The organism is Acerihabitans arboris, from assembly GCF_010131535.1.
Taxonomy (GTDB): Bacteria; Pseudomonadota; Gammaproteobacteria; order Enterobacterales; family Enterobacteriaceae; genus Acerihabitans; species Acerihabitans arboris.
In genome coordinates this window covers 296,157-321,941 of record NZ_WUBS01000001.1, presented here as the reverse complement: position 1 = coordinate 321,941, position 25,785 = coordinate 296,157, and the positions used below count along the sequence as shown (strand labels likewise).

The window sequence follows — 25,785 nt, the reverse complement described above, 5'->3', positions numbered from 1 at the left end:
TCAACCATAAAAAAACACCGGAAACAGATACAGGTAGTATAAAAGAATATCGCACAGCTAAGGGGGCAATATGGTTGAAATGCATCAAGAGTCCGTCGGCGGCATTGACGTCATCCACGCGGTACCCGCGGGTAAACTTCTGCTGCCGTTACCGACGATTTTCTTTTATCACGGTTATACCTCGTCAAAAGAAGTCTACAGTTATTTCGGCTACGCCCTGGCGAAGGCCGGATTTCGGGCGATCCTGCCGGACGCCGACATGCATGGCGCGCGCTTTGACGGCGATGAGCAGCGACGCCTGGCGCACTTTTGGGACATCCTGCGCGGCAATATCGATGAACTGCCCGCCCTGAAAACCCATTACCAGCGGCAGGGACTGATCGACGGCGGGCGTATCGGCGTATGCGGCGCGTCCATGGGCGGCATGACGGCGCTGGGCGCCATGGCCCGTTACGACTGGCTGGGCGTGGCGGCGGAGTTTATGGGGTCGGGCGACTATCTGCGCCTGGCGAAGACCTTGTTTCCGCCGGTGGCGCTGACCTCAAGCGCCAGACAAAAGGAATTCGAGCAGCGCATGGCCCCCCTGGCCGACTATGAGGTGTTCCATCAGTTGGATAAGCTGTCAAACCGGCCGCTGTTAATCTGGCACGGCGAGGCCGACCCACTGGTACCGGCGGCGGAGAGCAGCCGGTTGTACCAGGCGCTGGAGGCGCGTGAGGGGCATCATCAGGCCACCTATCTCACGGAGCCCGGCGTCGGCCATAAAATCACGGTAGCCGCGCTGGCCGCCGGCGTGGCTTTCTTCCAGCGGCATCTGTAGCCGCCGGGCGTTATTTATCAACGCCCGGATGCGGGGCGACGGGCGTAAAAAAGCCCCACTAGGGGGCTAAAGTAAAATGACTTCGTTATTATTGGTGATTCCCTGGTGTTGGGGATGCGGCTTTTTATGGTAAACAGTATATGCCAGCGGGATGGGTAGGGAAATAACACTTTATTGATTGAGTAAATCAGTTTTTTTGAACAAAAAGCATGCATATTGAATAGTTTTTTTGTTAATTAGTGCTTTTCTATATATTTAGTGCCCCGCGCCGCCGTTTTCCCCGTTCATCAGTCCTTGTATTTCGCGCCGCATAAATGTAAGATTGCGCGTCATTTTTCAGCCGCACAATTATCACGTTCCTTGCTTCCATGGGCCGCGGTTGACCCTGACAGGAGGCTGAATAATCCGTAAGGAGCAATTCTGTATGCGTCATTACGAAATCGTTTTTATGGTTCATCCTGACCAAAGCGAACAGGTTCCAGGAATGATCGAGCGCTACACCGGTGTTATCACCAACGCGCAGGGCATCATTCATCGTCTGGAAGACTGGGGCCGCCGTCAACTGGCTTACCCGATCAATAAACTGCACAAAGCCCACTATGTTCTGTTGAACGTAGAAGCCTCGCAGGAAGTGATCGACGAGCTGGAAACAAACTTCCGCTTCAACGACGCCGTTATTCGCAGCATGATCATGCGCGTTAAGCATCCGGTTTCCGAAGCCTCCCCGATGGTCAAAGCGAAAGATGAACGTCGCGATCGCCGTGAAGACTTCGCTACCGAAGCCAACGATGACAATGATGCTGGGGATTCTGAAGAGTAATCGATGATGACGGCGAACCGTCTGATGCTGTCCGGCACCGTATGCAAGGCACCCATCCGAAAGGTCAGCCCGTCAGGTATTCCTCACTGCCAGTTCGTGCTTGAGCACCGCTCGCAGCAACAGGAAGCCGGTTTTTCACGACAAGCATGGTGCCGTATGCCCGTGGTGGTTAGTGGAAAGCAATCGCAAGAGATTACTCGCAGTATAACGGTCGGTACGCAGCTCACCATCCAGGGTTTTATTTGTTGCCATCAAGGTCGCAATGGGCTCAATAAAATGGTCCTGCATGCCGAGCAGATTGAATTGATAGATTCTGGAGACTAGCCATATGGCACGTTATTTCCGTCGTCGCAAATTCTGCCGTTTCACCGCGGAAGGCGTTATTGAGATTGACTATAAAGACATCGCTACGCTGAAAAACTACATCACCGAAAGCGGTAAAATTGTCCCGAGCCGTATTACCGGTACTCGTGCCAAATACCAACGCCAGTTGGCCCGTGCGATCAAACGCGCGCGCTACCTGTCTCTGTTGCCGTACACTGATCGTCATCAGTAATCGGTCACTGTCCACTAAGACTTTGAGAGGATAAGGTAATGCAAGTTATTCTGCTTGATAAAGTTGCCAACCTGGGTAGCTTAGGCGAACAAGTTAACGTTAAAGCGGGCTATGCCCGTAACTACTTGGTACCGCAAGGTAAAGCCGTTCCGGCCACCAAGAAAAACGTTGAGTATTTCGAAGAACGTCGCGCTGAGCTTGAAGCTAAGCTGTCTGACGTTCAGGCCGCGGCCCAAGCTCGCGCCGATAAAATCACTGAACTGGGTAGTGTTACCGTCGCGTCTAAAGCAGGCGACGAAGGCAAGCTGTTCGGTTCTATCGGTACGCGCGACATCGCCGACGCCATCACCGCCGCCGGCGTTAACGTCGCCAAAAGCGAAGTGCGTTTGCCCAACGGTGTGCTGCGCACCATCGGCGACCATGATGTTAGCATCCAGGTTCATAGCGAAGTTTTCGCTACCCTGAATGTTATCGTGGTAGCGGAAGCCTAATCGAAAGATTAAGCGATTGATAAAACGCCGGCTTATTGAATTGCCGGCGTTTTGCTGTCTGGAGCCTGGGTGGCGCGGCATTGGCGGTAGGTAAGCTGCCGGCGGTGAATTCCTGAGCGACGTTGCGTTAGCACAACCTTGCAGGGGTTAACGCTTGCGCTTAATTACGCAGGTAACTGCCGTCGGCCTGCCTGACAAAACGTATCCGGCTGTTGGCGCCGGTTTCAATCGTCAGCATCTGGACCACCCCCTGCGCATTCTGCTGGATTTCCACCTGTTGACCCGCCCGCAGGCTGCTCAACGGTTTATCTTCGCCTTCCGCCTGCGCCATCGCGAACACATCCCCCACCGGCAGGTTATGCTCACGGAACAACTGCGCCAGCGTTTGGCCCTCGACGATACGGTAGTGCTGCAGCTGCCCGTCGCCGGCCGCGGGCGCCGTGGCGGGGGCAGCGGCGGCGCGGTTATTATCCACCAGCTCCGCCTGGATAACCGTTCCCTGGCCGTTGGCCGCGGTTGCCCGGGTAGGGGTGGGCGCGGGACCCGGCGACGGCGAGTAGGGCCAAAGTACCGCCGCCGCGATAATCAACGCGGCAATCAGCACCAGACGGCGATGCAGCAGCGGTAGCGGACCCATCCACTGGAAACCGTCGGGTAAGTGCCATACTCTTCTCAGCAGGGTCAGCATTGGCCGGCCTGATGCGTTGGAATCCTCATCGGGCAGCGGACGCAGAGGCCACTTCCATTTGAATCCGCCGTAACCCAACAGGGAAAAACGGGGGATTTTGTTTTTCCCGGGCGACGTTCTGCCCATGATAACCTCTCTTGCAATGGTTTACCTGTAACCCGGGGGAGTATAAAGCGGCGCACAGGGAACCTCCATAGCTTAATTGACCGGTAACCGAGAAGCTGCCTGCCGATACAGGACTCATATTCATCATAGAGGATTTTACCCCAAACGCCTGCGCTGTTATGCTGCGCCTTTCGCTTTTTACCAATTCAAGGAAAAAACATGAGCGCACCATCTTTAGACAGCGTAGAAGCCCAGGCCAGTTACGGCATCGGCTTGCAAGTAGGCCAGCAGTTGCAGGAGTCGGGCCTGGAAGGCTTGCTGCCCGAGGCATTGCTGGCTGGGTTGAGCGATGCCCTGGCCGGCAATTCCCCGGCGGTGCCGGTTGACGCCATTCACCGCGCCCTGCGCATCATCCATGAGCGCGCGGACGCGGTCCGTCTCGAGCGTCAGCAGCACCTGGCGGTGGCGGGGCAGCAATTCCTTGAAACCAATGCCCAGGAAGAAGGCGTGCGCCAAACGGAGTCCGGTTTGCAATTCAAGGTATTGGAACAGGGCGAAGGCGCGATACCGACCCGCCAGGATCGCGTGAGCGTCCATTATACCGGCCGTTTGCTCGACGGCACGGTATTCGACAGCTCGGTGCAGCGCGGCCAGCCGGCGGAGTTTCCGGTGAACGGCGTTATCCCCGGCTGGATTGAAGCTTTGACCCTGATGCCGGTCGGCTCCAAATGGGAATTATATATTCCTCATGGCCTGGCCTATGGCGAGCGCGGCGCCGGCGCGTCCATCCCGCCGTTCAGCGCGCTGATCTTCGAGGTCGAGCTGCTGGAAATCCTGTAATACCCGCGGTCGCGCGCCAATCCCATCACCCGCCGATAGATTATTCCGATGGCTATTTTGCCAAAAAAAGCTAGTCTGGTGAATATGATGTGATCTTCCAGAGGTGCGACATGATTGAACAGATAAGCCGGCTGTCGCGTGAGGCGGGAGCTGCGATTATGCAGGTTTACGCTGGCGAACAGCCGATCGAACTGACCCATAAAACCGACGATTCGCCGCTTACCGCCGCCGATCTGGCGGCGCACCGGGTGATTACCGCCGGCCTGCGGGCGTTATCGCCCGATATTCCCATCCTGTCCGAAGAGGCTCCGCAGCCGTGGGAAGAGCGGCGCGGCTGGACCCGCTACTGGCTGGTGGATCCGCTGGACGGCACCAAGGAATTTTTGCGGCGCAACGGCGAGTTCACGGTGAACATCGCCTTAATCAAGGACGGCCAGCCGGTCATGGGCGTGGTCTATGCCCCGGCTACCGATATCCTCTACGCCGCCGACGCGGGCAAGGCCTGGAAGATAACGCCGGACGGCGAACGGCTGGAGATCCACTGCAAGGAGGCCAGGCCCCCGCTGGTGGTGGTCAGCCGCTCGCATAGCGACGATAGCGAATTACAGGATTATCTGTCCCAGCTTGGCGAGCACCAAACGGTGTCCATCGGCTCATCGCTGAAATTCTGCCTGGTGGCGGAAGGCAGCGCGCAGCTTTATCCCCGCTTCGGGCCGACCAATGTCTGGGATACCGCCGCCGGCCATGCGGTGGCCGCCGCCGCCGGCGCGTTGGTCAATGACTGGACCGGCCGCACCCTGGATTACCATCCGCGGGAGTCTTTTCTCAACCCGGGTTTCAGGGTGTCGTTATTCTGAGCCGGTTTCAGGTCGCGCCGCCTGGCAGCAGGCGGTGCAATAAATCGGATACCTGCTGGATCTCCTCAAGCGATAGCGCGCCCTCCCTGACGTAGCGCACCCGTCCCTTGGCATCCAACACGATGATCGCCGAGCCTTTCGGCTGCAGATGCCACGCCTGCAGTACGCTGCTGTGGGCGTCGAGGATGAACTGGGAGCCGGGATAAATCCTTTTATGGTTTTCAACCCAGTTACGGGCAAACGACGGCCCGCTGCCGAACAGCGCGTCGTTTTCGTTGATGATTGTCGTCGTTTGGTAATATTTGGCGGGTAAGTTGATCTTCTTGAGCGCTTCGATCATCGCGGCGTTCATCTCGCTGGCGGAGGCCTGCGCGGCGATATGCAGCACCAGGTGGATTTTTCCGGGCAGCTGCGAGCTATCCCAGAATTTATAGCTAAACTTCTCGTTCTTTAGCAGCAGTTCGCCCTGTTCGGCGATCGCGACCTTGGGCAAGGGTTTGCCGGTTTCCAGGTTATGGGCGGGCGCGCCGAAGGGCAAAAGCAGGACCACAAGTAATAAGGTTAACGGGCAACGCATGGTGCGACTCCTCTGGATGGATGGGGGCGCGAACCGGCGCCCGGCGGCGGCAAAACCACGATTGCCGCCATGCCGCGCGCTGCGGCCGGGTTACAGCATTTTTAGCATAATAATACTGCTCTAATAGATAGGGCTTTTATAGCGCTCTGTCAAATTGTGTAAAAGCAGCTCAGTGTCCTGTAATAGCGTGAACTTACGCACATATGATCACTCTTATAAAGTGCTAGTGTTGGTTCCCCCGCCGATGGTCAATACGCAACGGCGGGATGAGATTAATCACGGGAGTAAAGTAAAAAAATGAGAATCTTCCATCGCTATAACGCTATAAAGGTAGCAACCTACGTCAAGACCCTGTTCCGCGGCCGTATCTATATCAAAGGCTTCGGCGCGTTTGAATTCGATAAAGGCAAGATCCTGTTGCCCAAGGTCCGCGATAAGCAACATTTCCATGTCATGTCGGAAGTAAACCGGCAGGTGATGCGCCTACAGTCCGATATGGGCTGACCCGCCGAGTCCCCGCGATAAAATCCTACCGGCACCGCCGGTGAATCGATAATCAGCTATCTTACCGGCGGCGGCGGACCAGGGCATTGCCGGAAGATAATCGCGCCTGGCGGCGAGGCGACAGAAAAAACCGATCGGGCGGCGTGTCCGGTTAGGCCACGTGCGACGAATCAGGCGTCTTGGCCAGTATCAGCGTGGATTTCTCCTCAATGCGGGTCACCAGCAGCTGATCAATTTTATAGCTGTCGATATCCACCACTTCGAATTTATACCCGCCGTAACGCACAAAATCCGTGCGCTTGGGTATCTTGCGCAGCATGAACATCATGAAACCGCCGATGGTTTCGTAATTGCCCGCCTGCGGGAACTCATCAATATGCAGCACCCGCATCACATCGTCGATCGGCGTGCCGCCCTCGATAAGCCAGGAGTTTTCGTCACGGGTGACAATCTGTTCTTCCAGTCCCTGGCCCACCAGATCGCCCATCAGGGTGGTCATCACGTCGTTCAGGGTGATAATGCCCACCACCAGCGCATATTCGTTAAGGATGACCGCAAAGTCCTCGCCGGCGGTTTTAAAGCTTTCCAACGCCTCCGACAGGGTCAGGGTATCGGGCACGATCAGCGCCGATCTGATCTGGACGCCGCTGTTCAACGCCAGGCTCTGGTTGCCCAGCACCCGGTTGAGCAAATCCTTGGAATCCACATAACCGACGATATGATCGATATTGGCGTCGCATACCAGGAACTTTGAGTGAGGATGCGTTGAGATTTTTTCTTTTATACTGGCTTCGGTTTCGGTTAAATCGAAATAGATGATGCTTTCGCGCGAGGTCATTGAAGAGGGGACCGTGCGCGACTCCAGCTCAAACACGTTCTCAATCAGCTCATGCTCCTGCTTGCGCAGTACGCCCGCCAGCGCGCCGGCTTCCACCACCGCGTAAATATCATCGGAGGTAATGTCGTCCTTGCGCACCATCGGCAGCTTCAGCATGCGGAAAATCACGTTTGCCAGGCCGTTAAACAACCATACCAGGGGACGAAACACCATCAGGCAGAAGCGCATCGGGTTGATAATCCGGATGGCGCAAGCCTCCGGTGAAATCATACCGATGCGTTTCGGGGTTAAATCGGCGAACAGGATAAACAGGCTGGTGACCAGGGTAAAAGAACAGATGAAACTGATTTGATCGGCCAGTTCCGGCGACATAAAACGGATAAGAATGGAGGCGAACGAAGGCGAGAACGCCGCGTCGCCCACGATACCGCCGAGGATGGCCACCGCGTTCAGGCCGATTTGTATGACGGTAAAAAAGATGCCGGGCGTTTCCTGAAGTTTAAGCACGCGTCTGGCATTGATATTGCCTTCGTCCGCCATTAGCTTGAGTTTTATCTTGCGCGAGGCGGCGAGGGAGATTTCCGAGACGGAAAAAAAAGCGCTTACCGCGATTAATAGCAGGATAAGCAGGATACTGTTTAGCATAATTCGACCACTTCGGGCTGACAGTTATGCCAGCGCGCCTTTGGGGGCAACGTGTTGGTTAAAGATAACATATTTCAGACTGTTACGGGGAGCCTTCGGCGGAGATGAAGGCCTTCAGCGGATAGGTTAAGGCATCAACTGCCCGACCGACAGTGCGCACAGTATAGCAGCAGCCCCCATGGGGCTGCTAATGATTAAGCTTGTGGCGCAGGGCGAGCCGATATTACCGGGATGTCATGATTGCGCCTGCGGCGGCATGCATACCCCGATGCCGCCGAGATTGCAGTATCCCTGCGGATTTTTATCCAGGTATTGCTGATGCTCGTCTTCGGCATAATAGAACGGCGTGGCCGGCTCGATGTCGGTGGTGATGGCGCGCCGATCGCCGGCCTGCGCCATTGCCTGCTGGAAACGCTGCTTGCTGGCCAGCGCTTCGCTTTCCTGCTCCGGCGTCAGCACAAAAATCGCGGAGCGGTATTGGGAACCGATATCCCCGCCCTGGCGCATGCCCTGCGCCGGGTCGTGGTTTTCCCAGAAATACTGCAGCAGTTCGCGATAGCCGATCACCGCCGGGTCGAACACCACCCGCACCGCTTCGGCATGCCCGGTCTGGCCGGTACAGACTTCGCGATAGGTAGGGTTGGGCGTGTAGCCGCCGGCAAATCCGGCCGCGGTGCTATATACCCCCGGCACCTGCCAGAACAAGCGCTCCACGCCCCAATAGCATCCCATGGCAAACAGCGCCACTTCCATAGGGTCGGGCACATGGGTCATGGAATGGCCGTTGACCACATGCGTGGTCGCCACCGGCATCGGCGTCAGCCGGCCGGGCAGGGCGTCCTTTTGTGATACAAGCTGGGTTTTATCAAAATTCTGCGCCACGATAGGCTCCTGGTTAGACGATTATCGAAATAATGGGCTATTCCCTGTTGTCATGCACACTTTCTTTACAGACAATAAACACCAATATTACGTTAAGCTGTAAGCTTACGACTCTATTTTAGGGTGAAAACACGAAAAACAACCCTAGGGTTGGCTAATAGTCCGCTAATAATAGAAAAGACGACGATTGTGCGCGTACTGAATTCATTCGCAGGAAAGTAAAAAAATCCAGGAGCCAGCGTGCCGAAGAATCGCCTTTTATGCCTGTTTTGCATTCTGCTGGCTACCCCCTGGTCCTATGCCGCCAACGTGCGCTTGCAGGTGGAGGGGCTTGAGGGGGAGTTGCAACGTAATGTCCGGGCGCGCCTATCCACCATCGGCGCGGATGAGGTTACCGCCGACGCGCGTTTTCAGGCGCGTGTCGACGGTGTGGTGCGCGAGGGGCTGCGCGCCCTCGGCTATTACTCCGCGCAAATTGATTTTGAGTTCCGACCGGCGGTCAACGGCGGACGGCCCGTGCTGTTGGCCAAGGTCAAACCCGGCGAGCCGGTGAAAATTGCCGGGGTGAATATCAGTTTGCGCGGCGACGCGAGAACGGACCGCGACTACCAGAGGCTGGTGCAACGCAGCCGGCCGGCCATCGGCAGCGTGCTCAATCATGGCGATTACACCAGCTTTATCAACGGCATGACCGGACTGGCGGTGCGCAATGGCTATTTTGACGCCGAGTTCCCCAGGCGGCAGCTCGGCGTGTCGCCGGATCGCCATGAAGCGTTCTGGGATGTGATCTTTGATAGCGGCCAGCGTTACCGGTTCGGCAAGATTCGATTTCAGGGCGCGCAAATCCGCGATGATTATTTACGGAATATCCCCAACATCCGTGAAGGGGACGAATACAGCGCCACCGCGCTGGCGGAGCTTAACCGCCAGCTGGCCGCCACCAACTGGTTTAACTCGGTGGTGGTTTCGCCTGATTTCAGCGCCGGGAAAACCGATAAAACCCTGCCGCTGGACGCGGTGGTGACGCCGCGCAGCCGTAACATCATCGAGACCGGGGTCGGGTTTGCCTCGGACGTCGGGCCACGGGTGAGAACCACCTGGAACCGGCCCTGGCTGAATGACCGCGGCCATAGCCTGCAGACCACCCTGAGCCTGTCCGCTCCCGAGCAGGCGCTGGATTTCAGCTATAAAATCCCGCTGCAAAAAAGCCCGCTGGAACAATATTATGTGCTGCAAAGCGGTTTTAAGCGTGAAGACCTTAACGATACCAAATCCGATTCCACCACGTTTAACGTGGCCCGCTTCTGGGACGCATCCAGCGGCTGGCAACGCTCGGTCAATTTACGCTGGAGCCTGGATCACTTTACCCAGGCCAACGTTACCGACACCACCATGCTGCTCTATCCGGGCTTTACCATTAACCGCACACGCCAGCGGGGCGGCCTGATGCCCACCTGGGGCGACTCCCAGCGCTATTCCATCGATGTGTCCGACACCACCTGGGCCTCGGATGTGGATTTCTTTATTATCCAGGCGCAGAACGTGTGGGTGCGCACCCTGGCGGAAAAACACCGTTTCGTGGCGCGCTATAACCTGGGCTGGATTGAAACCAATAATTTCGACCGGGTGCCGCCGTCGCTGCGTTTTTTCGCCGGCGGCGATCGCAGCATCCGTGGCTATCGGTTCCGGGCCATTTCTCCCCGCGACGAGGACGGCAAGCTGACCGGCGCCTCGAAGCTGGCCACCGGTTCGCTGGAGTATCAATACAACGTAACCGGAAGATGGTGGGGCGCCACCTTTATCGATACCGGCCAGGCGGTGAATGATTTCCGGCAAACCAACCTGAAAACCGGCGCCGGCGTCGGGGTCAGGTGGCAATCGCCGGTAGGTCCGATCAAGCTGGACGTTGCCGCGCCCGTGAGCGATCCGGAAGAACATGGGTTGCAGTTCTACATAGGATTAGGGACAGAGCTATGAGTCTTGCCAAGAAAATCAGCTTCGGCATCCTGACCATTCTTGTGCTGCTGCTCGGTGCGCTGGCCTATCTGATCGGTACCACCAGCGGCCTGCATTTGCTGCTGAAGGGCGCCACGCGCTGGGTGCCCGGACTGGAAATCGCCAGCGTAAACGGCGGCTGGCGCGATTTGACGCTCAGGGACGTACGCTATCAACTGCCGGGCATGACGGTAAAAGCCGGTCGGTTGCATCTTGCGCTGGACCTGTCCTGCTTTCGCCAGCGTGAATTATGCGTTAACGATCTCGCCCTGAGCCAGGTGGACGTGGCGGTGGACACCGCCGCGCTGGCCTCCGCGCCGGCGGCGCCGCCGGCCGGGACGGATGACAATGCGTCGATCAGCACCCCTTATCCACTGATCATGCGTAATCTGAGCGTCAACGGCCTGCGGGTGCAAATCGACCATACGGTGGTCGCCCTGGATCAATTCCGCACCGGCATGGATTTTCGCGGCAATACGCTTATCGTTACGCCTACCGATATCAACGGCCTGCTGGTGGCCTTGCCAAAAACCGTGGCGGTGATAACCGACCAGGCCATCGACGCCGTGGTCCAAACCGATGAACAAAAACGCGCCGCCGCCACCCGCGCCGAGGCCGAAAAGGCGGCGGCGCGGCGGCAACCGCCGCTGGCGGAAACCTTAACGGCGTTGTTCGCCAAACCCCTGTTGCCCGATTTGCCGGATATTCATTTGCCGCTCAATATCCAGGTACAGGAACTGCGCGGCGCTGACCTGAGGCTGACCGGCGATACCGATATCCAGGTGAAGCGATTCCTGATGCAGGTCCAGACCCTCGATCGGGACGTTACGCTCGCCAGGCTGCGCATCGACGCGGTCCAGGGCCTGCTTAACGCCAGCGGCAAGGCGCAACTGGGCGGCCAATGGCCGCTGGACTTCACCGTCAATACCCAGCTGAACGTCGATCCGCTAAAAGGCGAGCGCATTAAACTGACGATAAAAGGCAGTTTGCGCGAGCGGCTCGATACCGTCCTCAATTTCTCCGGCCCGATCAAGGCGCAGCTGAATGTCGCCGCCCGGCTGGCCGAAAACGGCTTGCCGCTGGCGGTCACCTTCGACAGTCCCGGCATGCAATGGCCCCTCGCCGGGGCGCCGCAGTATCGCTTGCGCGACCTGGGCCTGAAGGTCGACGGCAAGGCGGTCGATTATACGCTCGCCATGCACGGGGCCGTCGGCGGCGAGGGCTTGCCGCCGGCGGATCTCTCCCTGGAAGGCAAAGGCAATCCCACGCAGTTTATCCTGTCGCGCCTGCGCGTGGCGGCGCTGGAGGGCAATACCGACCTGACGGCGGTGATTGACTGGAGCGACGCCGTCAGCTGGAGGAGCGAACTGACGCTCAGCGGCATCAACACCGCCAAGCAATGGCCCGATTGGCCGGCCAGACTTGCGGGAAAAATCTCCACCCAGGGCAGCATACACGGCGGCAGCTGGCAACTACGCATTCCCGAATTGACGCTGGACGGCAATATCAGGCAAAACCAGGTCACCGCCCGCGGATCCCTGAGCGGCAACGCCGCCGGGCAGTGGCATATCCCCGATCTCAGGTTGGCGCTGGGACGCAACAGTCTGGATGTCAAAGGCGATTTAAACCAGCAGTTGGCGCTGGACGCCGTGCTTGACGCGCCGAGCCTGAACGGCACCCTGCCGGGCCTTGCCGGCACCGCCCGCGGCACCCTGGCGGTCCGCGGCGACCGGGAAACGCCGCAGGTGAACATGGACCTCACCGCCGCCGGGCTGCGCTGGCAGTCGCTGACCATCCGCCGTATCGCCCTGACCGGTCATCTGCGCGCCAGCGATATCGTGCGCGGCGATCTAGATTTACGTCTCGACCAGCTCCGGCAGGATAGCCTGGTGGTGCGCCAGCTGACCCTGGCGGCGACCGGCGACGAGCGCCGGCACCAGATGCGCCTCGTTGTGCAAGGCGAGCCGGTGTCGGGGCAATTAACGCTGAACGGCGGCTATGACCGGCAGACCCAGCGCTGGCGCGGCGCCCTGGCCCAGACGCGCTTCGGCAGCCCGGTCGGCGAATGGCGGCTTACCCGCGACATGTCGCTGGATTACCAGCACAGCGCGCAACGTATTGCCATCGGCCCCCATTGCTGGCAGAACCCCAACGCCCAGCTTTGCGTGCCCACCACCATCGAGGCCGGCGCCAGCGGCCAGGCCGGCGTGGCGCTTAACCGCTTCGACCTGGCGATGCTCAAGCCCTTCCTGCCGGCGGATACCGCGTTAAGCGGTATATTTACCGGCCGGGCCGATGTGAGCTGGCAACCGGGCGGCGGCTTGCCCCAGGCCAGGATTACCCTGGCGGGCAAGGGGGTAAAAGTGGTACAAAATGTCCAAGGCAATGCGCTGCCGGTAGCCTTCGAGACCTTAAACCTCAATGCCGGGCTGGACCACGATCGCGCGCGCCTGGACTGGCAGATGGGCATTGCCGGTAACGGACGGTTCAACGGCCAGGTGGTGGTGGCCGATCCCCAGGGGAGGCGCACGCTTTCCGGCACCCTCAGCATTAACCGGCTGTCGCTGGCGATCGTGAATCCCATCCTGTCACGGGGAGAAAGCGTCGCCGGCATCCTCAACGCCAGCCTGCGCGTCGGCGGCAGCGTCGCCCAGCCGCAGCTGTTTGGACAATTAGCGCTGGACAAGGTACTGATGCGCGGTAACCGGATGCCGTTCGTCATGGGCGAGAGCCGTTTGGCGATGGCGTTTAACGGCGCCAGTTCGACGCTGCAAGGGGTGATCCAAACCACCCATGGCCAGATCAACCTCGGTGGTAATGCCGACTGGAGCCAGATTAACGCCTGGCGCGCCCGCATCGCCGCCCAGGGCGCCCGGGTGCGGATTACCGTGCCGCCCATGGTGCGCATGGATGTTTCACCCGATATCGTGCTGGAGGCGGCGCCGCAGGTGTTTACCCTTAACGGCAGGGTCGATATACCCTGGGCGCGGATTGTGGTGAAAGAATTACCGCCCAGCGCGGTGGGCGTTTCGCCCGACGAAGTGATCCTCGACAATCGGCTGCAGCCGGTGGAACCGGCAAAAGTGGCGACCGTAATCAACAGTAACCTGATTATCCATGTCGGCAGCGATGTCCGCCTGGATGCCTTCGGCCTGAGAGCCAGGCTGGAGGGCGATCTGAAAATGGTGCAGGATAAGCAGGGCCTGGGCCTGAACGGCCAAATCAATATTCCATACGGTCGTTTTCGGGCCTATGGGCAGGATTTGATCGTCAGGCGCGGGCAGCTGATGTTTGCCGGCCCGCCGGATCAGCCGTTGTTGAACGTCGAGGCCATCCGTAACCCGGACAATACCGCGGATAGCGTGATTGCGGGCGTACGGGTGACCGGCATGGCGGATCAACCGAGGCTGGAGGTCTTCTCCGAGCCGGTTAAATCGCAGCAGGAGGCGCTGTCTTATCTGCTGCGGGGCCAGGGATTAAATACCCCCGGCGCAGACAGCAGCGCAATGACTTCAATGTTAATTGGCATGGGGGTTGCGCAAAGTGGTCAACTTGTGGGTAAAATCGGCTCAGCTTTCGGGGTGAGCAATTTAACCCTGGATACGCAGGGCGTCGGCGACGAATCCCAGGTAGTGGTCAGCGGTTATGTTGCACCCGGCTTGCAAGTGAAATATGGAGTCGGTATTTTTGATTCATTGGCAACGCTAACGTTACGTTACCGTTTAATGCCTAGACTTTATCTGGAAGCCGTGTCTGGTCTCGACCAGGCATTGGACTTGCTCTATCAGTTTGAGTTTTAACGATGCGAATAATTGTCTACGGTAGTCTGAGACGCAATCAGGGCAACAGCCACTGGATGACGAACGGCCAATGGTTGGGCGATCACGTGATATCCGGTTTTGAATTATACGATCTCGGCCATTACCCGGCGGTCGTCCCCGGGGTGGGAACGGTATATTGTGAAGTCTATCGCATTGATTCCTCGACCCTGGCCGAGCTGGATGCCCTGCGCACCAAAAGTGGCGAGTATAAACGGGCATTGATCGCGACGCCCTATGGCGGCGCCTGGATGTATGTCTATCAACGGCCGGTGGAGGGATTACGGCAGTTAAAGGGCGGCGACTGGGTCAAACGCGCCGAGGAATCCTAATCCGCCCATCATGAAGATGCGCAAATTGAACTTTGCGCATCTTCCTCAACAGCCCCGGATCGCGTTATTTTTTCGCGCGTTCGAAGGAGGCGACAATCTCCGCTTTCGCGGCTTCAGCGTTTTCCCAGCCTGCGACCTTTACCCACTTGCCCGCTTCCAGGTCTTTGTAATGCTCAAAAAAATGGGTGATCTGCGCCCGCAGCAGCGGGGAAAGATCTTCCACATCTTTAACATGGTCGTATTCTTTGGTCATCTTGGTATGCGGCACCGCCACCAGCTTGGCGTCTTCGCCGGCTTCGTCGGTCATCTTCAGCACGCCCACCGGACGGCAGCGGATCACGGAACCGGGCTGCAGCGGATACGGCGTAGGGACCAACACATCGACCGGATCCCCATCCAAGGAAAGGGTATGGTTGATGTAACCATAGTTGCATGGGTAGAACATCGCGGTGGACATGAAACGATCGACAAACAACGCACCGGTTTCCTTATCAACTTCATATTTGATAGGAGAAGCATTAGCCGGGATTTCGATCACTACGTAAATATCCTCGGGAAGATCTTTTCCTGCCGGTACCAGATTCAAGCTCATGTAAGTTTCCTTAACCTTTCCAATAATAATGGCGTGACGCCTATTATAACCAAAATTTGCGGTAGTTCACCGCTGATTGCGCAACCCTGTGCGAATTTACCAGCCGGTCCAACCTTGTGAGGTCACTCACATAACGAATTCATATCGGCTGAATCGGTAAAGTATTCGCCCTTGCCACCGATAACCGATGCAAGGCGGAGTGTACAGCCTCTGCCGGGTGATTTGTATTCATCAACATCTGAAAATGCAGGGGCGGTATTATGTTCAAGACCATGAGTGTCAAGGTTGGGTTACTGACCTGGCTGATTGTGATGACCATTATTTTGTTTATTGTCGGTGGTATCGGCATTCGTACCATCCAGCAAAGCTCGCGCTCCCTGCAAGCCATTACCCAGATCCAGGGCGAAGAACTGGGCGCGCTTGGCCGGAGCTACAACGCTTCGCTGCGGGCGCGTACCGAGGCGTCGCTGGCGGTAAGGCAATATGAGACCGGCCTTATCAACGAAGCCCAGGCGTCGACGGCCAATGTCAAGGCGCTGGCAGGGCGGGCCGATCGCGATATGGCGGCCTTCCTGTCCATCGGTTCGGTGACCGCCGAGGGCGCCAGGGGCGCCCAACGGCTGAACATGGTGTATCAGCGCTATAACGAGCAGGGCCTCAAGCCTATGATCGTTGCCCTGAACAACGCTAATGTGGACGGCTATTATCAGGTGCTGGAGACCCAGCTGACCCCGCTTAGCCTGGAGATGGACAAGGCGCTCGACGCTTTCCAGCAATTTGCGCTGCGGACCGGGCTTGAGATCCAGCATGACGCCGCCAATGCCGCCCATGTTCAATTAGTCCTTACCCTCGTTGCCTGTTTGCTTACCCTGGCGTTGTCGGTAATGGCCTGGCTGGCGGTGCGGGCCTATATCCTGCGTCCGTTGGATGGCGCTATCGTCCACCTGGAACATATTGCCGCCGGCTCGCTTTATCATCCGGTGAATACCAGCAGGGCCGGTGAGCTGGCGCGGCTGAACCGCGCCCTGGCGCTGATGCAGGATTCCCTGGCCGGCGCCGTGAGCGAGGTTCGCCTGGCGGGGGATCAAATCGATGCCGGCACCCGCGAGCTGGCGATGGGCAATACCCATCTTTCCCAGCGTACCGAGGCCTCCGCCGCGGCGCTTGAGCAGACGGCGGCCAGTATGGAGCAGTTGACCCAGACGGTGAAACTGAACGCCGAGCACGCGCGTGAGGCCCATGAGCTGGCGAAGACGGTGTCCGATACCGCGGATAAGGGCAGCGAGGTGGTGTGCTACGTCATTGAAAAGATGCAGGCGATTACCGCGAGTTCGCGGCGAATCGCCGATATCCTCGGCGTGATTGACGGTATTGCCTTCCAGACCAATATCCTGGCGCTGAACGCGGCGGTGGAAGCGGCGCGCGCCGGCGAGCAGGGCCGGGGTTTCGCGGTGGTGGCCGGGGAAGTGCGCAATCTGGCGCATCGCAGCGCCGAGGCGGCCAAGGAGATCAAAGGGCTGATCCAGGAATCGCAGGGGCGGGTTAACGAGGGGTCGGAGATGGCCCATACCGCCGGCGAGACCATGGACGAGATTTCCGAGGAGGTGATGCGGGTGACCAGGCTGATGCGTGAGATTTCCAGTGCCACCGATGAGCAGAGCCGGGGTATCGAACAGATTTGCCTGGCGGTGTCGCAGATGGATGCGGTGGCGCAGCAGAATGCGTCGCTGGTGGAACAGTCAAGCGCGGCGACGCGTTCGCTGCAGGCGCAGTCCCGGCAGTTGACCAACAGTATGGCGGTGTTCCAGCTGGAAGAGGGGCCGGCGGCGGCTGAAGACAACGACGTGGCGGTGGCGGCCTGATGGTCCGATCGCGCAGGCTTGCTGCGCAGGATGGGCATCTGCCGGCCCGCTGGCCGGGGCGGTGGGCGGATGGCCTACCGTGCCATGAGGCGCCCGGGCTTCGGCCTCATCGGCACGCCGTTGATTCAGTGTTAACGGGTCTGGCGCGCCATGGAGCGTTGTTATTGTTCGTCGGGGAAGTCGCGCATAAAGCGCTCGGCGTCATTCACCATGGACTCGGTGCCGACAAAGAACGGCGAGCGCTGGTGCAGTTTTTCCGGCACGATATCCAGGATGCGGTTTTTGCCGTCGCTGGCCTTGCCGCCGGCCTGTTCTGCCAGGAAAGCCACCGGGTTGCATTCATAGAGCAGGCGCAGTTTACCCTGCGGATGCGTGGCGGTGCTGGGATAGAGGTAGATACCGCCCTTGAGCAGGTTGCGATGGAAATCCGATACCAGCGAGCCTATATAACGCGAGGTGTAGGGGCGGTGGGTAGCCTCGTCCATTTCCTGGCAGTATTTGATGTATTTTTTAACGCCGGTGGGGAACTTGATATAGTTGCCTTCGTTAATGGAATACATGTTTCCGGTGGCTGGGAAACGTACGCTTTCGTGCGAGAGGCAAAACACGCCGATGGAAGGATCGTAGGTAAAGGCGTGGACGCCGCAGCCGGTAGTGTAGACCAGCATGGTGGAAGAGCCGTAGACCACATACCCCGCCGCGACCTGTTTGCTGCCGGGCTGGAGGAAATCCTCTATCGTCACCGGCGTGCCTACCGGCGTAATCCGGCGATAGATAGAAAAAATGGTGCCTACCGATACGTTGACATCAATGTTGGACGAGCCGTCCAGCGGGTCCATCAGCACGACATATTTGCCGCTGGTGGAGCGTTCGCCGTCAAATATCACGATCTCGTCTTCTTCCTCGGAAGCAATGCCCGCCACCTGTCCGCGCGCCTTGAGCGCCGCTTTTAATTTTTCATTGGCAAACAGGTCGAGTTTCATCTGAACTTCGCCCTGGATATTGGATACGCCGCTGGTGCCGAGGATATCCACCAGACCCGCGGTATTGATATCGCGGTGAATGATCTTAGCCCCTAATTTTATCGCGGAGAGTAACGCGGTAAGCTCACCGGTGGCATGTGGAAATTCGTGCTGCTTCTCTACGATAAATTCGCCTAACGTTTTCATATCACATTCCCTGAATCCAAAGAAGACCATGTTGCTAAGGATGAAAAGCGGTACTATCAATCAATTAGTACTATCAATGAGTACGACCGATTTACACTAACCGATTTGCCGCTGCGTATGTAATGCAGTTTAGCTTAAACGAATGCGAGTACATCATCAAATTCGTTTATATCGGTCGGCCGCAGCGGTAGAATGAGCCGCAGTTCGTGCTTAAAAAATGGAAAAACTATGCGTATACACATTCTCGGGATCTGCGGCACATTTATGGGCGGGCTGGCGATGCTGGCACGTTCTTTGGGACATGAAGTGACCGGATCCGATGATAATGTCTATCCCCCGATGAGCACGCTGCTGCAGGATCAGGGCATTGTACTGATCCAGGGGTACGATCCGGCGCAGCTGGCGCCGGAGCCGGAGCTGGTCATTATCGGTAATGCGATGAGCCGCGGCAATCCTTGCGTCGAAGCGGTGCTGGAACGGGGGATCCGCTATATGTCCGGCCCGCAGTGGCTGCACGATCGGGTACTGCAGCAACGCTGGGTAATCGCGGTCGCCGGCACCCACGGCAAAACCACCACCGCCGGTATGGTGACCTGGATCCTGGAAGAGTGCGGCTACCAACCGGGATTCGTGATAGGCGGCGTGCCCGGCAATTTCACCGTTTCCGCGCGTTTAGGCCAGGGCGCGTTTTTTGTGGTGGAGGCGGATGAATACGACTGTGCGTTTTTTGATAAAAGATCCAAGTTTGTCCATTACTGTCCGCGTACCCTGATCCTGAATAACCTTGAGTTCGATCATGCGGATATTTTCGACGATCTGAAGGCCATCCAGAAACAGTTCCATCATTTGGTCAGGCTGGTGCCGGGTAAAGGCAAAATTATCCTGCCCGATAACGATCCGCATCTTAAGCCGGTGATGGCGATGGGCTGCTGGAGCGAGCAGGAATACATCGGGGAGGAAGGCAGCTGGCGCGCGAAAAAGAGCGCGGCGGACGCCAGCCAGTTCCAGGTGTTTTTGCAGGGCGAGCCGGTGGGCGAGGTGAGCTGGGATTTGGTGGGCGAACATAATATGCATAATGCATTGATGGCCATCGCCGCCGCCCGGCACGTCGGGGTCCTGCCGGCCGATGCCTGTCGGGCGTTGGGTTCGTTCATCAATGCCCGCCGCCGTCTTGAGCTGAAAGGCACCGCCAACGGCGTCAAGCTTTACGATGATTTTGCCCATCATCCCACGGCAATCCTGGCGACGCTTGCCGCGCTGCGCAGTAAAGTCGGCGGGACCGCGCGTATCCTGGCGGTACTGGAACCGCGCTCCAATACCATGAAGATGGGATTGAATAAAAACGAGCTGGCGCCTTCCCTGGGCCGCGCCGACGAGGTGTTTTTATTCCAGCCCCAGCATATTCCCTGGCAGGTGAGCGAGGTGGCCGAGGCCTGCGTACAGCCGGCCCACTGGAGCGCCGATGTCGATACGCTGGTGGAGATGATTGTAAAAACATCGCAGCCGGGCGATTACATCCTGGTGATGAGCAACGGCGGATTCGGCGGTATACACGAAAAACTGCTGGCGCAGCTCAATGCCAAAGCCGGCCTGGTGGCCTGACGCCGGCCGGAGGTCAAAAAAACCCCCGCAAGCGGGGGAAAGGTTCGTCGGATAAGGCGACGAGAGGGAACCGGCAATCCGCGTCCGTGGCTATTGCTGCGACACAGGAATAACTGAGGGCGACGACGGCATTACCGGTGTTACTGCTGGAGTGACACTCTCTGGTACTTTATTGACTTCTTTACTTCTTTTTGGCTAAACCGGTTTTATCCAAACCAGCCCGGTCCCGAGCCGGATGCCGCTTTTCAACGGCCGGCTCGATGCCCGCCTGCTTACTTATACAGTTCGGCCGTGGCGTGCCAGGTATCGTTTTCACGTGCTTCAGTGATGTGATATGACGTTGCGCCCTTGGCTTCGGCGGCCTGGTTCAGCGCCTGATGGATATCGGAAGGCGCGCCGGCGACACCGCTTACGCTTACGGTGCCGAAAGCATGTAGGCCGCTGGCCTGCTCCTGCGAAATGGAATCCGCGGCGAAGGCGCCAAACGACAGGGCCGACATTACGGTCATCAGGGAAACTGCGGTTTTAATTTTCATGTTCTTACCTCTATTGTTCTTTATACCTGATTCTTTACGCGTAGCGCTTGATGTCGGGCTGCGCGTGTTAAATCGAGGATGCAAAACGTGATCTGCATCACGGAAGCAAGTATACACTAGTAACTGCAGGTATTAATAGTTTGCTCATAATTTATTATGAAACTTTACCCTTCAGTTTTGCCATAATATAAGTAAAAGCTATTAAAGCTGGTCAAATAATGTACTTTTTATGTTAAATAATCGTAATTTCAAACAGATGGCCGGTTTTGGCCAAACGTGCTGTTTCGCAGGGCCAGCCTGGTTTAAACTGCCGTGGTAGCCGCGCGGAACGGATATTAGACGGGCTTATGGCCCTCAGGGCTGCAGCATCCATGGCGGGGGCCGACGTGGTCAGGCAATAAAAAGGACATGATGGCCGGTGCCGATAGCGTATTTTGGTTATGGCGCACCGGGCCGGCGGGTTAGAGTTCCTGTTCGAACAGAATAAGGATGGCCTCGTAGAGCTGTTTGACGCTGAAACCTTTGGCGGGCGTGGTAAAAATAGTGTCGTCTCCGGCGATGGTGCCCAGGATGCCTTCGGATTTGCCCAACGAGTCCAGCAGGCGGGCGATAAGCTGCGCAGCGCCGGGACTGGTATGGATAACAATGACCGCGTCATTATGATCGACATCCAGCACCAGGTTTTTCAGCGGGCTGCTGGTGGTGGGAACCCCGAGTTCGGCGGGCAGGCAATACACCATTTCCATTTTTGCGTTGCGGGTCCTTACCGCGCCAAATTTAGTTAGCATCCTTGATACCTTGGACTGATTGATATTTTCAAATCCCTGCTCTTGCAGCGCAAAAACAATTTCTCCTTGGGAGCTGAATTTCTCTTCCTTGAGCAGTGCCTTGAAAGCTTTAACCAGTTCTTCTTGTTTCAAGTGGTTGCGCATATTTTACCAAACCAGTTGCCGATTATGTGCGGCTGATTATGCATAAATTTGAATTTTTATGCAATAACAATGCGCCGTTGTCGACTTGATGACCATTATAGGCAGGCAAAACAATCATCGTATCAATATCTATTCAATCTAACCATGCGCTGAGTCCCATATTTAATGCAGTTAAAAAGTAAAGGAAATGTTGTGAACTTGATGTTGTTTTAACCGTTCCCGTCGGTGTACTGTGATCGATAACCGCGGGTGCTGAACGGCAGCGGCAGATTATCCGGTGACTCGCCTTTCATGGGAATAAGGATGGCTCTGATGGATAGGAAAGGGAAGTTAATGCGTCATTTCTCAAATTTGCGATCGCTGATTTGTTTTTACTCGCTTATGTCTCTATGATCATAACCAGATGATTTGACGGCATTTAATTTTTCCTATAATAATAAGGAGATTAGAATGAAAGTCGCAGTTCTCGGTGCAGCGGGTGGCATAGGACAGGCCCTGGCCCTGTTACTCAAAACCCAGCTTCCTTCAGGTTCAGAACTCTCTCTTTATGACATTGCCCCCGTAACGCCCGGTGTGGCGGTCGATCTCAGCCATATTCCCACCGCAGTCAACATCAGGGGATTCAGCGGCGAGGATGCGACGCCCGCCCTGCACGGCGCGGATATCGTGCTGATCTCCGCCGGCGTGGCGCGTAAGCCCGGCATGGATCGCGCGGACCTGTTCAATGTGAACGCCGGTATTGTGCGCAACCTGATTAACCAGGTGGCCAAGGCTTGTCCGGACGCGTTGATCGGCATTATCACCAACCCGGTGAATACCACGGTGGCTATTGCCGCCGAGGCGCTGAAGAAGGCCGGCGTTTATGACAAACGCAAACTCTTCGGCGTTACCACCCTGGATATCATTCGTTCCAATACCTTTGTCGCCGAACTGAAAGGCCTGCGCCCACAGGATGTGGAAGTGCGGGTGGTCGGCGGCCATTCAGGGGTCACTATCCTGCCTTTGCTGTCGCAAGTGAAAGGCGTTAGCTTCAGCGAACAGGAAATTGCCGATCTTACCCGGCGTATCCAGAACGCCGGCACCGAGGTGGTGGAAGCGAAAGCCGGTGGCGGCTCGGCCACCTTATCCATGGGACAGGCGGCGGCCCGGTTTGGCCTGTCGCTGGTGCGGGCCATGCAGGGCGAGGCAGGCGTGGTCGAGTGCGCGTATGTGGAAGGCGACGGCGAATATACCCGTTTCTTTGCCCAACCGTTGCTGCTGGGCAAACAGGGTCTGGAGGAGCGCCAATCCATCGGCACCCTAAGCGCCTTCGAGCAGCAGGCATTGGAACATATGCAGGACGTGCTGAGGAAAGATATCGAACTCGGTGAAAAATTCATCAATCAATAGATAAATGCAACGGCCGGACGTCCTGAATACCGACGGCCGGCTGTCATCGGGGTATTGATGATCCCCGTAACGACTGAAACCGCGCCGGCCAAGGCGCGTTACCTTTGTTTGCCGTATCACGCGCCCGGTTTTTCCCTTCTCCCGTCGCTGTTCCCTTTTCCCGTTACGTGTTTTTACCCAAGCCGGTCCGGCCATAATTTAAACCCGTTACAGGTCTATGTAATAAACCATTATTTGTAATAAAAACGGCTTTTTTTAGCCAATGATATCGATGCAATAATGAATTATTATTTTGATAAATAATGTTTATTTTCAGTTTATGGCATAAAAACCAACGGTGATCTCATTTTTAGATCCGTTGTAGCGTTTACTGCTTTTTTTGTGTTGTAATTGACGTAACGACAAGCTGTAATTGGTACACTGCAATAGTAAATTAATAACGGAACCGCGCCACGTCAAAACCATGCATTCAGAGTGGTTTTATGGGCATGGCGCATTGGAGATAACGCAAGTTATTCCCAGACAAGGAGGGAAAGGATGGCAATAAAAAAGGAATGGATAGCCACACATGAACTGATCGGTGTCGGTGGGTTGCCTAAAACGCGACAAGGACTGAACCGGCGCGCACGAGAAGAGGGCTGGCATAAAAGACGACGTGAAGGCGCGCGCGGCAAGGCGGTTGAATACGCCTGGCAAAGCCTGCCTGAGACGGTGAGAAAAACGCTGTCGCTCCGTTGCTCGGCCGCTGAGTACCAACTGCCGGCACAAGAGCCGTCTTCAACCTGGCTGGAAATCCATCGGCAGCTTTCCAGCGCCGAACGCGACTTTGTGGTGTCCTTCATCTTGCGAGAAGGCGTTTTAAACTTGCTAAAACGCCTGGATTATCCCGACGAGTTCCTGGCGGAACTCGATCGGGGGTAGGAGTGCAAGACCGGAAACGAGGAGCCAACCGGTCCGTTCAGCCCGTTAGCGCGAGCGTATCAGGCTTTTCCTGTCGACCACTTGATTCGTCTTCGGATCAATATACCGGCTGGGCCAGATTTCCAGAGGGTGGATGCCTAAGGCGTCTGCTATCAGCCATTCGCCTTTCGGCCACGGGCGACCCATGGCGTTAGCCAGGGTCGACGAAGATAATCCAGCGTCTCGCGATAAGGCCGCAAGCGTGGTGCCGCGCTTACGCAGCGCTGCAATGATATCGGCGGGATGCCAGTCTTCTATCCTTTCGTTCATAGTTCATTCCCTTGGTACCTTGGGGTAGATTAATGCGATAACTAACATATGTAAGTAACCCGTTCTTGATGTCACGTAAATTACCCGGAAAGTTTATAGCATATTTTTTCCCAAAGCTTTTCCACTGTTTTCCCAAAAATGTCAAATTTTGCTATGGACGTCCCTTTTTGGAATGCAAAAGTTATGAAAAAAGCCTGGTTTAAGACCAGTGAACTCATTGGCATCGCTAAGCTTCCAGGTACGAGGCAAGGGATTACCGCGCGCGCCCGACGTGAAAACTGGACCAGTCGTCCGATGGAAGGGGTGCAGGGTAAAGGCTTGGAATTTGCACTGGAGAGTTTACCACTGGATGTCCAACAGGAGCTCACCAGGCGTCAAATGCAGGAAACTCCATTTGCCGACTACCGGGTCAATCCGGCGCGCGTTCAGCTGGAAAAAGATCCCCTTGGGGCGTGGATGGCAATCTATCATCAATTCCAGCCGCAGGAGCGGGACGAGGTCATCAGCTTATTGTTGCGCGAGGGGATTACGGGGTTTATGGCGCGCCTGGGCATAACGCCCGGCCAATGAGAAGATATGGGAAACGGCATCGCCGATCGAGAAACCAACCGGTGATGCCAGTTTCCTAAAAATGCCGCTGCACCGCCAGGTGCGCCAGGCTTTCCAGGGCCTGGCGAAAGGGCGTCGGCTCCAGGCAGGCGAGGCAGCCGATGGCGTTATCCGCTTCCGCTTCAGCGCGTTGCCGGGTGTACTCGAGGGAGCCGCACTGGCGCATGGTTTCCAGCACTGACTCCAGCAGATGGCGGCCGTTGCCCTGGATAATGGCCTCGCGAATCACCGCGGACTGCTGCGCATTGCCGTTACGCATGGCATGCAGCAGCGGCAGGGTCGGCTTACCTTCATTCAGGTCGTCGCCGGTGTTCTTGCCCAGGGTCTTGCCGTCGGCGCCGTAATCCAGCAAATCATCGATGAGCTGGAACGCGGTGCCCAGGTAGCGACCGTAATCCCGCAGGGCGGTTTCCTGCTCCGGGGTGGCGCCGGCCAGGATGGCGGAGGATTGCGACGCCGCCTCGAACAAACGTGCCGTCTTGCTGTAAATCACCCGCATATAGCTTTCGATGCTGATATCGGGATCGTTGCAGTTCATTAATTGCAATACTTCGCCTTCGGCAATAACGTTAACCGCTTCGGACATCAGGGCCAGTACCCGCAGCGATTCCAGCCCCGTCATCATCTGGAAGGCGCGGGTATAGATAAAATCTCCGACCAGGACGCTGGCGGCGTTGCCGAACGCCGCGTTGGCCGTGGCCTTGCCCCGGCGCATATCGGATTCGTCAACCACGTCGTCATGCAATAAGGTGGCGGTGTGGATAAATTCAATCAGCGCCGCTACGGTAACATGCTTATTGCCCTCGTAATGCAAAGCCCTGGCCGCCAGCACGGCAATCATCGGGCGTATACGTTTGCCTCCGCCGCTGATGATGTAGTGACCAAGCTGATTGATAAGCGCGACTTCGGAGTTCAGCTGTTCAAGGATAATCGCGTTAACGTCCGCCATATCGTGCGCGGTAAGTACTGTGATTTGATCAAGGTTCATTATTTTCTTTAGGCTTTATTTTAACCGTTAGATAGTAACGCTGCTCATGAGGCCAGATGGCAGAAACTGTGTTACTGATTGTACTTGAAAAAAGCCAGAGATAAATGC

General features: G+C 56.9%; 26 protein-coding genes. 16 read left to right on the top strand and 10 right to left on the bottom strand.

Going from position 1 to position 25,785, the window contains the following annotated elements:
• Nucleotides 1–70: 70 nt before the first annotated feature.
• The 5 genes from yjfP (at nt 71) to rplI (ending at nt 2,687) form a co-directional block, all read left to right on the top strand.
• Nucleotides 71–820, top strand: a complete 750-nt coding sequence (gene yjfP, locus GRH90_RS01435) for an esterase (RefSeq protein ID WP_162364109.1) — start codon at nt 71–73, stop codon at nt 818–820.
• A 424-nt stretch (nt 821–1,244) separates the two neighbouring features.
• Nucleotides 1,245–1,640, top strand: coding sequence for a 30S ribosomal protein S6 (rpsF, locus tag GRH90_RS01430; RefSeq protein WP_162364108.1), 396 nt, complete (start codon nt 1,245–1,247; stop codon nt 1,638–1,640).
• Between the two features lie 6 nt (nt 1,641–1,646).
• Nucleotides 1,647–1,964 (top strand): primosomal replication protein N, encoded by a 318-nt coding sequence (gene priB / locus GRH90_RS01425; RefSeq protein WP_162364271.1) that lies wholly within the window; start codon nt 1,647–1,649, stop codon nt 1,962–1,964.
• Nucleotides 1,965–1,968: 4 nt separating this feature from the next.
• The gene (gene rpsR / locus GRH90_RS01420; RefSeq protein WP_048637617.1) at nt 1,969–2,196 is read left to right on the top strand and encodes a 30S ribosomal protein S18; all 228 of its coding nucleotides are present in this window, start codon (nt 1,969–1,971) and stop codon (nt 2,194–2,196) included.
• Nucleotides 2,197–2,234: 38 nt separating this feature from the next.
• The gene (gene rplI, locus GRH90_RS01415) at nt 2,235–2,687 is read left to right on the top strand and encodes a 50S ribosomal protein L9 (protein ID WP_162364107.1); all 453 of its coding nucleotides are present in this window, start codon (nt 2,235–2,237) and stop codon (nt 2,685–2,687) included.
• Between the two features lie 160 nt (nt 2,688–2,847).
• Here rplI and GRH90_RS01410 read toward each other — a convergent pair whose 3' ends face one another.
• Nucleotides 2,848–3,501: a LysM-like peptidoglycan-binding domain-containing protein gene (locus GRH90_RS01410; protein ID WP_162364106.1), complete on the bottom strand. Its 654-nt coding sequence runs from the start codon at nt 3,499–3,501 to the stop codon at nt 2,848–2,850.
• 198 nt (nt 3,502–3,699) lie between these two features.
• On the opposite strand from GRH90_RS01410, the gene bamJ reads away from it, so the two are divergent.
• Together bamJ and cysQ are read left to right on the top strand one after the other, a co-directional pair.
• Nucleotides 3,700–4,320: a BamJ family beta-barrel-assembly machinery protein gene (gene bamJ, locus GRH90_RS01405; RefSeq protein ID WP_162364105.1), complete on the top strand. Its 621-nt coding sequence runs from the start codon at nt 3,700–3,702 to the stop codon at nt 4,318–4,320.
• Nucleotides 4,321–4,430: 110 nt separating this feature from the next.
• Nucleotides 4,431–5,177 carry a 3'(2'),5'-bisphosphate nucleotidase CysQ gene (gene cysQ, locus GRH90_RS01400; protein WP_162364104.1) on the top strand — a complete coding sequence of 249 codons (747 nt, stop codon included), beginning with the start codon at nt 4,431–4,433 and terminating at the stop codon, nt 5,175–5,177.
• Nucleotides 5,178–5,184: 7 nt separating this feature from the next.
• Here the strand turns inward: cysQ and GRH90_RS01395 are convergent, their stop codons facing one another.
• Nucleotides 5,185–5,754 carry a YtfJ family protein gene (locus GRH90_RS01395; protein ID WP_162364103.1) on the bottom strand — a complete coding sequence of 190 codons (570 nt, stop codon included), beginning with the start codon at nt 5,752–5,754 and terminating at the stop codon, nt 5,185–5,187.
• Nucleotides 5,755–6,051: 297 nt separating this feature from the next.
• Here GRH90_RS01395 and GRH90_RS01390 point away from each other — a divergent pair, with 297 nt between their 5' ends.
• On the top strand, nt 6,052–6,258 hold the full coding sequence (locus tag GRH90_RS01390; RefSeq protein WP_162364102.1) for a stringent response modulator YtfK: 207 nt from the start codon (nt 6,052–6,054) through the stop codon (nt 6,256–6,258).
• A gap of 151 nt (nt 6,259–6,409) precedes the next feature.
• On the opposite strand, the gene paeA is transcribed toward GRH90_RS01390, so the two are convergent.
• Both paeA and msrA read right to left on the bottom strand, forming a co-directional pair.
• A complete protein-coding gene (paeA, locus tag GRH90_RS01385) occupies nt 6,410–7,741 on the bottom strand; it encodes a polyamine export protein PaeA (protein ID WP_162364101.1) in 1,332 nt (443 codons plus the stop codon).
• Between the two features lie 234 nt (nt 7,742–7,975).
• A complete protein-coding gene (gene msrA, locus GRH90_RS01380) occupies nt 7,976–8,623 on the bottom strand; it encodes a peptide-methionine (S)-S-oxide reductase MsrA (RefSeq protein WP_162364100.1) in 648 nt (215 codons plus the stop codon).
• A gap of 240 nt (nt 8,624–8,863) precedes the next feature.
• Between msrA and tamA the strand changes: the two genes are divergently transcribed.
• The 3 genes from tamA to GRH90_RS01365 are packed head-to-tail and all read left to right on the top strand — an operon-like array spanning nt 8,864 to nt 14,768.
• Nucleotides 8,864–10,600 (top strand): autotransporter assembly complex protein TamA, encoded by a 1,737-nt coding sequence (tamA, locus tag GRH90_RS01375; RefSeq protein WP_162364099.1) that lies wholly within the window; start codon nt 8,864–8,866, stop codon nt 10,598–10,600.
• Nucleotides 10,597–14,418 (top strand): autotransporter assembly complex protein TamB, encoded by a 3,822-nt coding sequence (gene tamB / locus GRH90_RS01370; protein WP_162364098.1) that lies wholly within the window; start codon nt 10,597–10,599, stop codon nt 14,416–14,418. Before tamA ends, tamB begins: the two co-directional genes overlap by 4 nt.
• A 2-nt stretch (nt 14,419–14,420) precedes the next feature.
• A complete protein-coding gene (locus GRH90_RS01365; protein ID WP_162364097.1) occupies nt 14,421–14,768 on the top strand; it encodes a gamma-glutamylcyclotransferase family protein in 348 nt (115 codons plus the stop codon).
• A 64-nt stretch (nt 14,769–14,832) separates the two neighbouring features.
• Here GRH90_RS01365 and ppa read toward each other — a convergent pair whose 3' ends face one another.
• Complete coding sequence (gene ppa / locus GRH90_RS01360) at nt 14,833–15,360, bottom strand: inorganic diphosphatase (protein WP_162364096.1); 528 nt, start codon at nt 15,358–15,360, stop codon at nt 14,833–14,835.
• Nucleotides 15,361–15,620: 260 nt separating this feature from the next.
• Between ppa and GRH90_RS01355 the strand changes: the two genes are divergently transcribed.
• Nucleotides 15,621–17,222, top strand: coding sequence for a methyl-accepting chemotaxis protein (locus GRH90_RS01355; protein WP_162364095.1), 1,602 nt, complete (start codon nt 15,621–15,623; stop codon nt 17,220–17,222).
• 161 nt (nt 17,223–17,383) lie between these two features.
• On the opposite strand, the gene fbp is transcribed toward GRH90_RS01355, so the two are convergent.
• Complete coding sequence (gene fbp / locus GRH90_RS01350) at nt 17,384–18,391, bottom strand: class 1 fructose-bisphosphatase (RefSeq protein ID WP_162364094.1); 1,008 nt, start codon at nt 18,389–18,391, stop codon at nt 17,384–17,386.
• Nucleotides 18,392–18,619: 228 nt separating this feature from the next.
• Between fbp and mpl the strand changes: the two genes are divergently transcribed.
• On the top strand, nt 18,620–19,993 hold the full coding sequence (gene mpl / locus GRH90_RS01345) for a UDP-N-acetylmuramate:L-alanyl-gamma-D-glutamyl-meso-diaminopimelate ligase (protein WP_162364093.1): 1,374 nt from the start codon (nt 18,620–18,622) through the stop codon (nt 19,991–19,993).
• A 272-nt stretch (nt 19,994–20,265) separates the two neighbouring features.
• On the opposite strand, the gene yhcN is transcribed toward mpl, so the two are convergent.
• Together yhcN and argR are read right to left on the bottom strand one after the other, a co-directional pair.
• Nucleotides 20,266–20,529: a peroxide/acid stress response protein YhcN gene (gene yhcN / locus GRH90_RS01340; protein ID WP_162364092.1), complete on the bottom strand. Its 264-nt coding sequence runs from the start codon at nt 20,527–20,529 to the stop codon at nt 20,266–20,268.
• 461 nt (nt 20,530–20,990) lie between these two features.
• A complete protein-coding gene (gene argR, locus GRH90_RS01335) occupies nt 20,991–21,461 on the bottom strand; it encodes a transcriptional regulator ArgR (RefSeq protein WP_162364091.1) in 471 nt (156 codons plus the stop codon).
• A gap of 450 nt (nt 21,462–21,911) precedes the next feature.
• Here argR and mdh point away from each other — a divergent pair, with 450 nt between their 5' ends.
• Together mdh and GRH90_RS01325 are read left to right on the top strand one after the other, a co-directional pair.
• The gene (gene mdh, locus GRH90_RS01330) at nt 21,912–22,850 is read left to right on the top strand and encodes a malate dehydrogenase (RefSeq protein ID WP_162364090.1); all 939 of its coding nucleotides are present in this window, start codon (nt 21,912–21,914) and stop codon (nt 22,848–22,850) included.
• 543 nt (nt 22,851–23,393) lie between these two features.
• Nucleotides 23,394–23,771, top strand: coding sequence for a DNA-binding protein (locus tag GRH90_RS01325; protein WP_312857162.1), 378 nt, complete (start codon nt 23,394–23,396; stop codon nt 23,769–23,771).
• A 45-nt stretch (nt 23,772–23,816) separates the two neighbouring features.
• On the opposite strand, the gene GRH90_RS01320 is transcribed toward GRH90_RS01325, so the two are convergent.
• The gene (locus GRH90_RS01320) at nt 23,817–24,080 is read right to left on the bottom strand and encodes a helix-turn-helix domain-containing protein (protein ID WP_162364088.1); all 264 of its coding nucleotides are present in this window, start codon (nt 24,078–24,080) and stop codon (nt 23,817–23,819) included.
• Between the two features lie 183 nt (nt 24,081–24,263).
• Here GRH90_RS01320 and GRH90_RS01315 point away from each other — a divergent pair, with 183 nt between their 5' ends.
• The gene (locus GRH90_RS01315) at nt 24,264–24,650 is read left to right on the top strand and encodes a YfeC-like transcriptional regulator (protein ID WP_162364087.1); all 387 of its coding nucleotides are present in this window, start codon (nt 24,264–24,266) and stop codon (nt 24,648–24,650) included.
• A gap of 55 nt (nt 24,651–24,705) precedes the next feature.
• Here GRH90_RS01315 and ispB read toward each other — a convergent pair whose 3' ends face one another.
• Nucleotides 24,706–25,677, bottom strand: coding sequence for an octaprenyl diphosphate synthase (gene ispB / locus GRH90_RS01310; RefSeq protein WP_162364086.1), 972 nt, complete (start codon nt 25,675–25,677; stop codon nt 24,706–24,708).
• Nucleotides 25,678–25,785 lie beyond the last annotated feature (108 nt).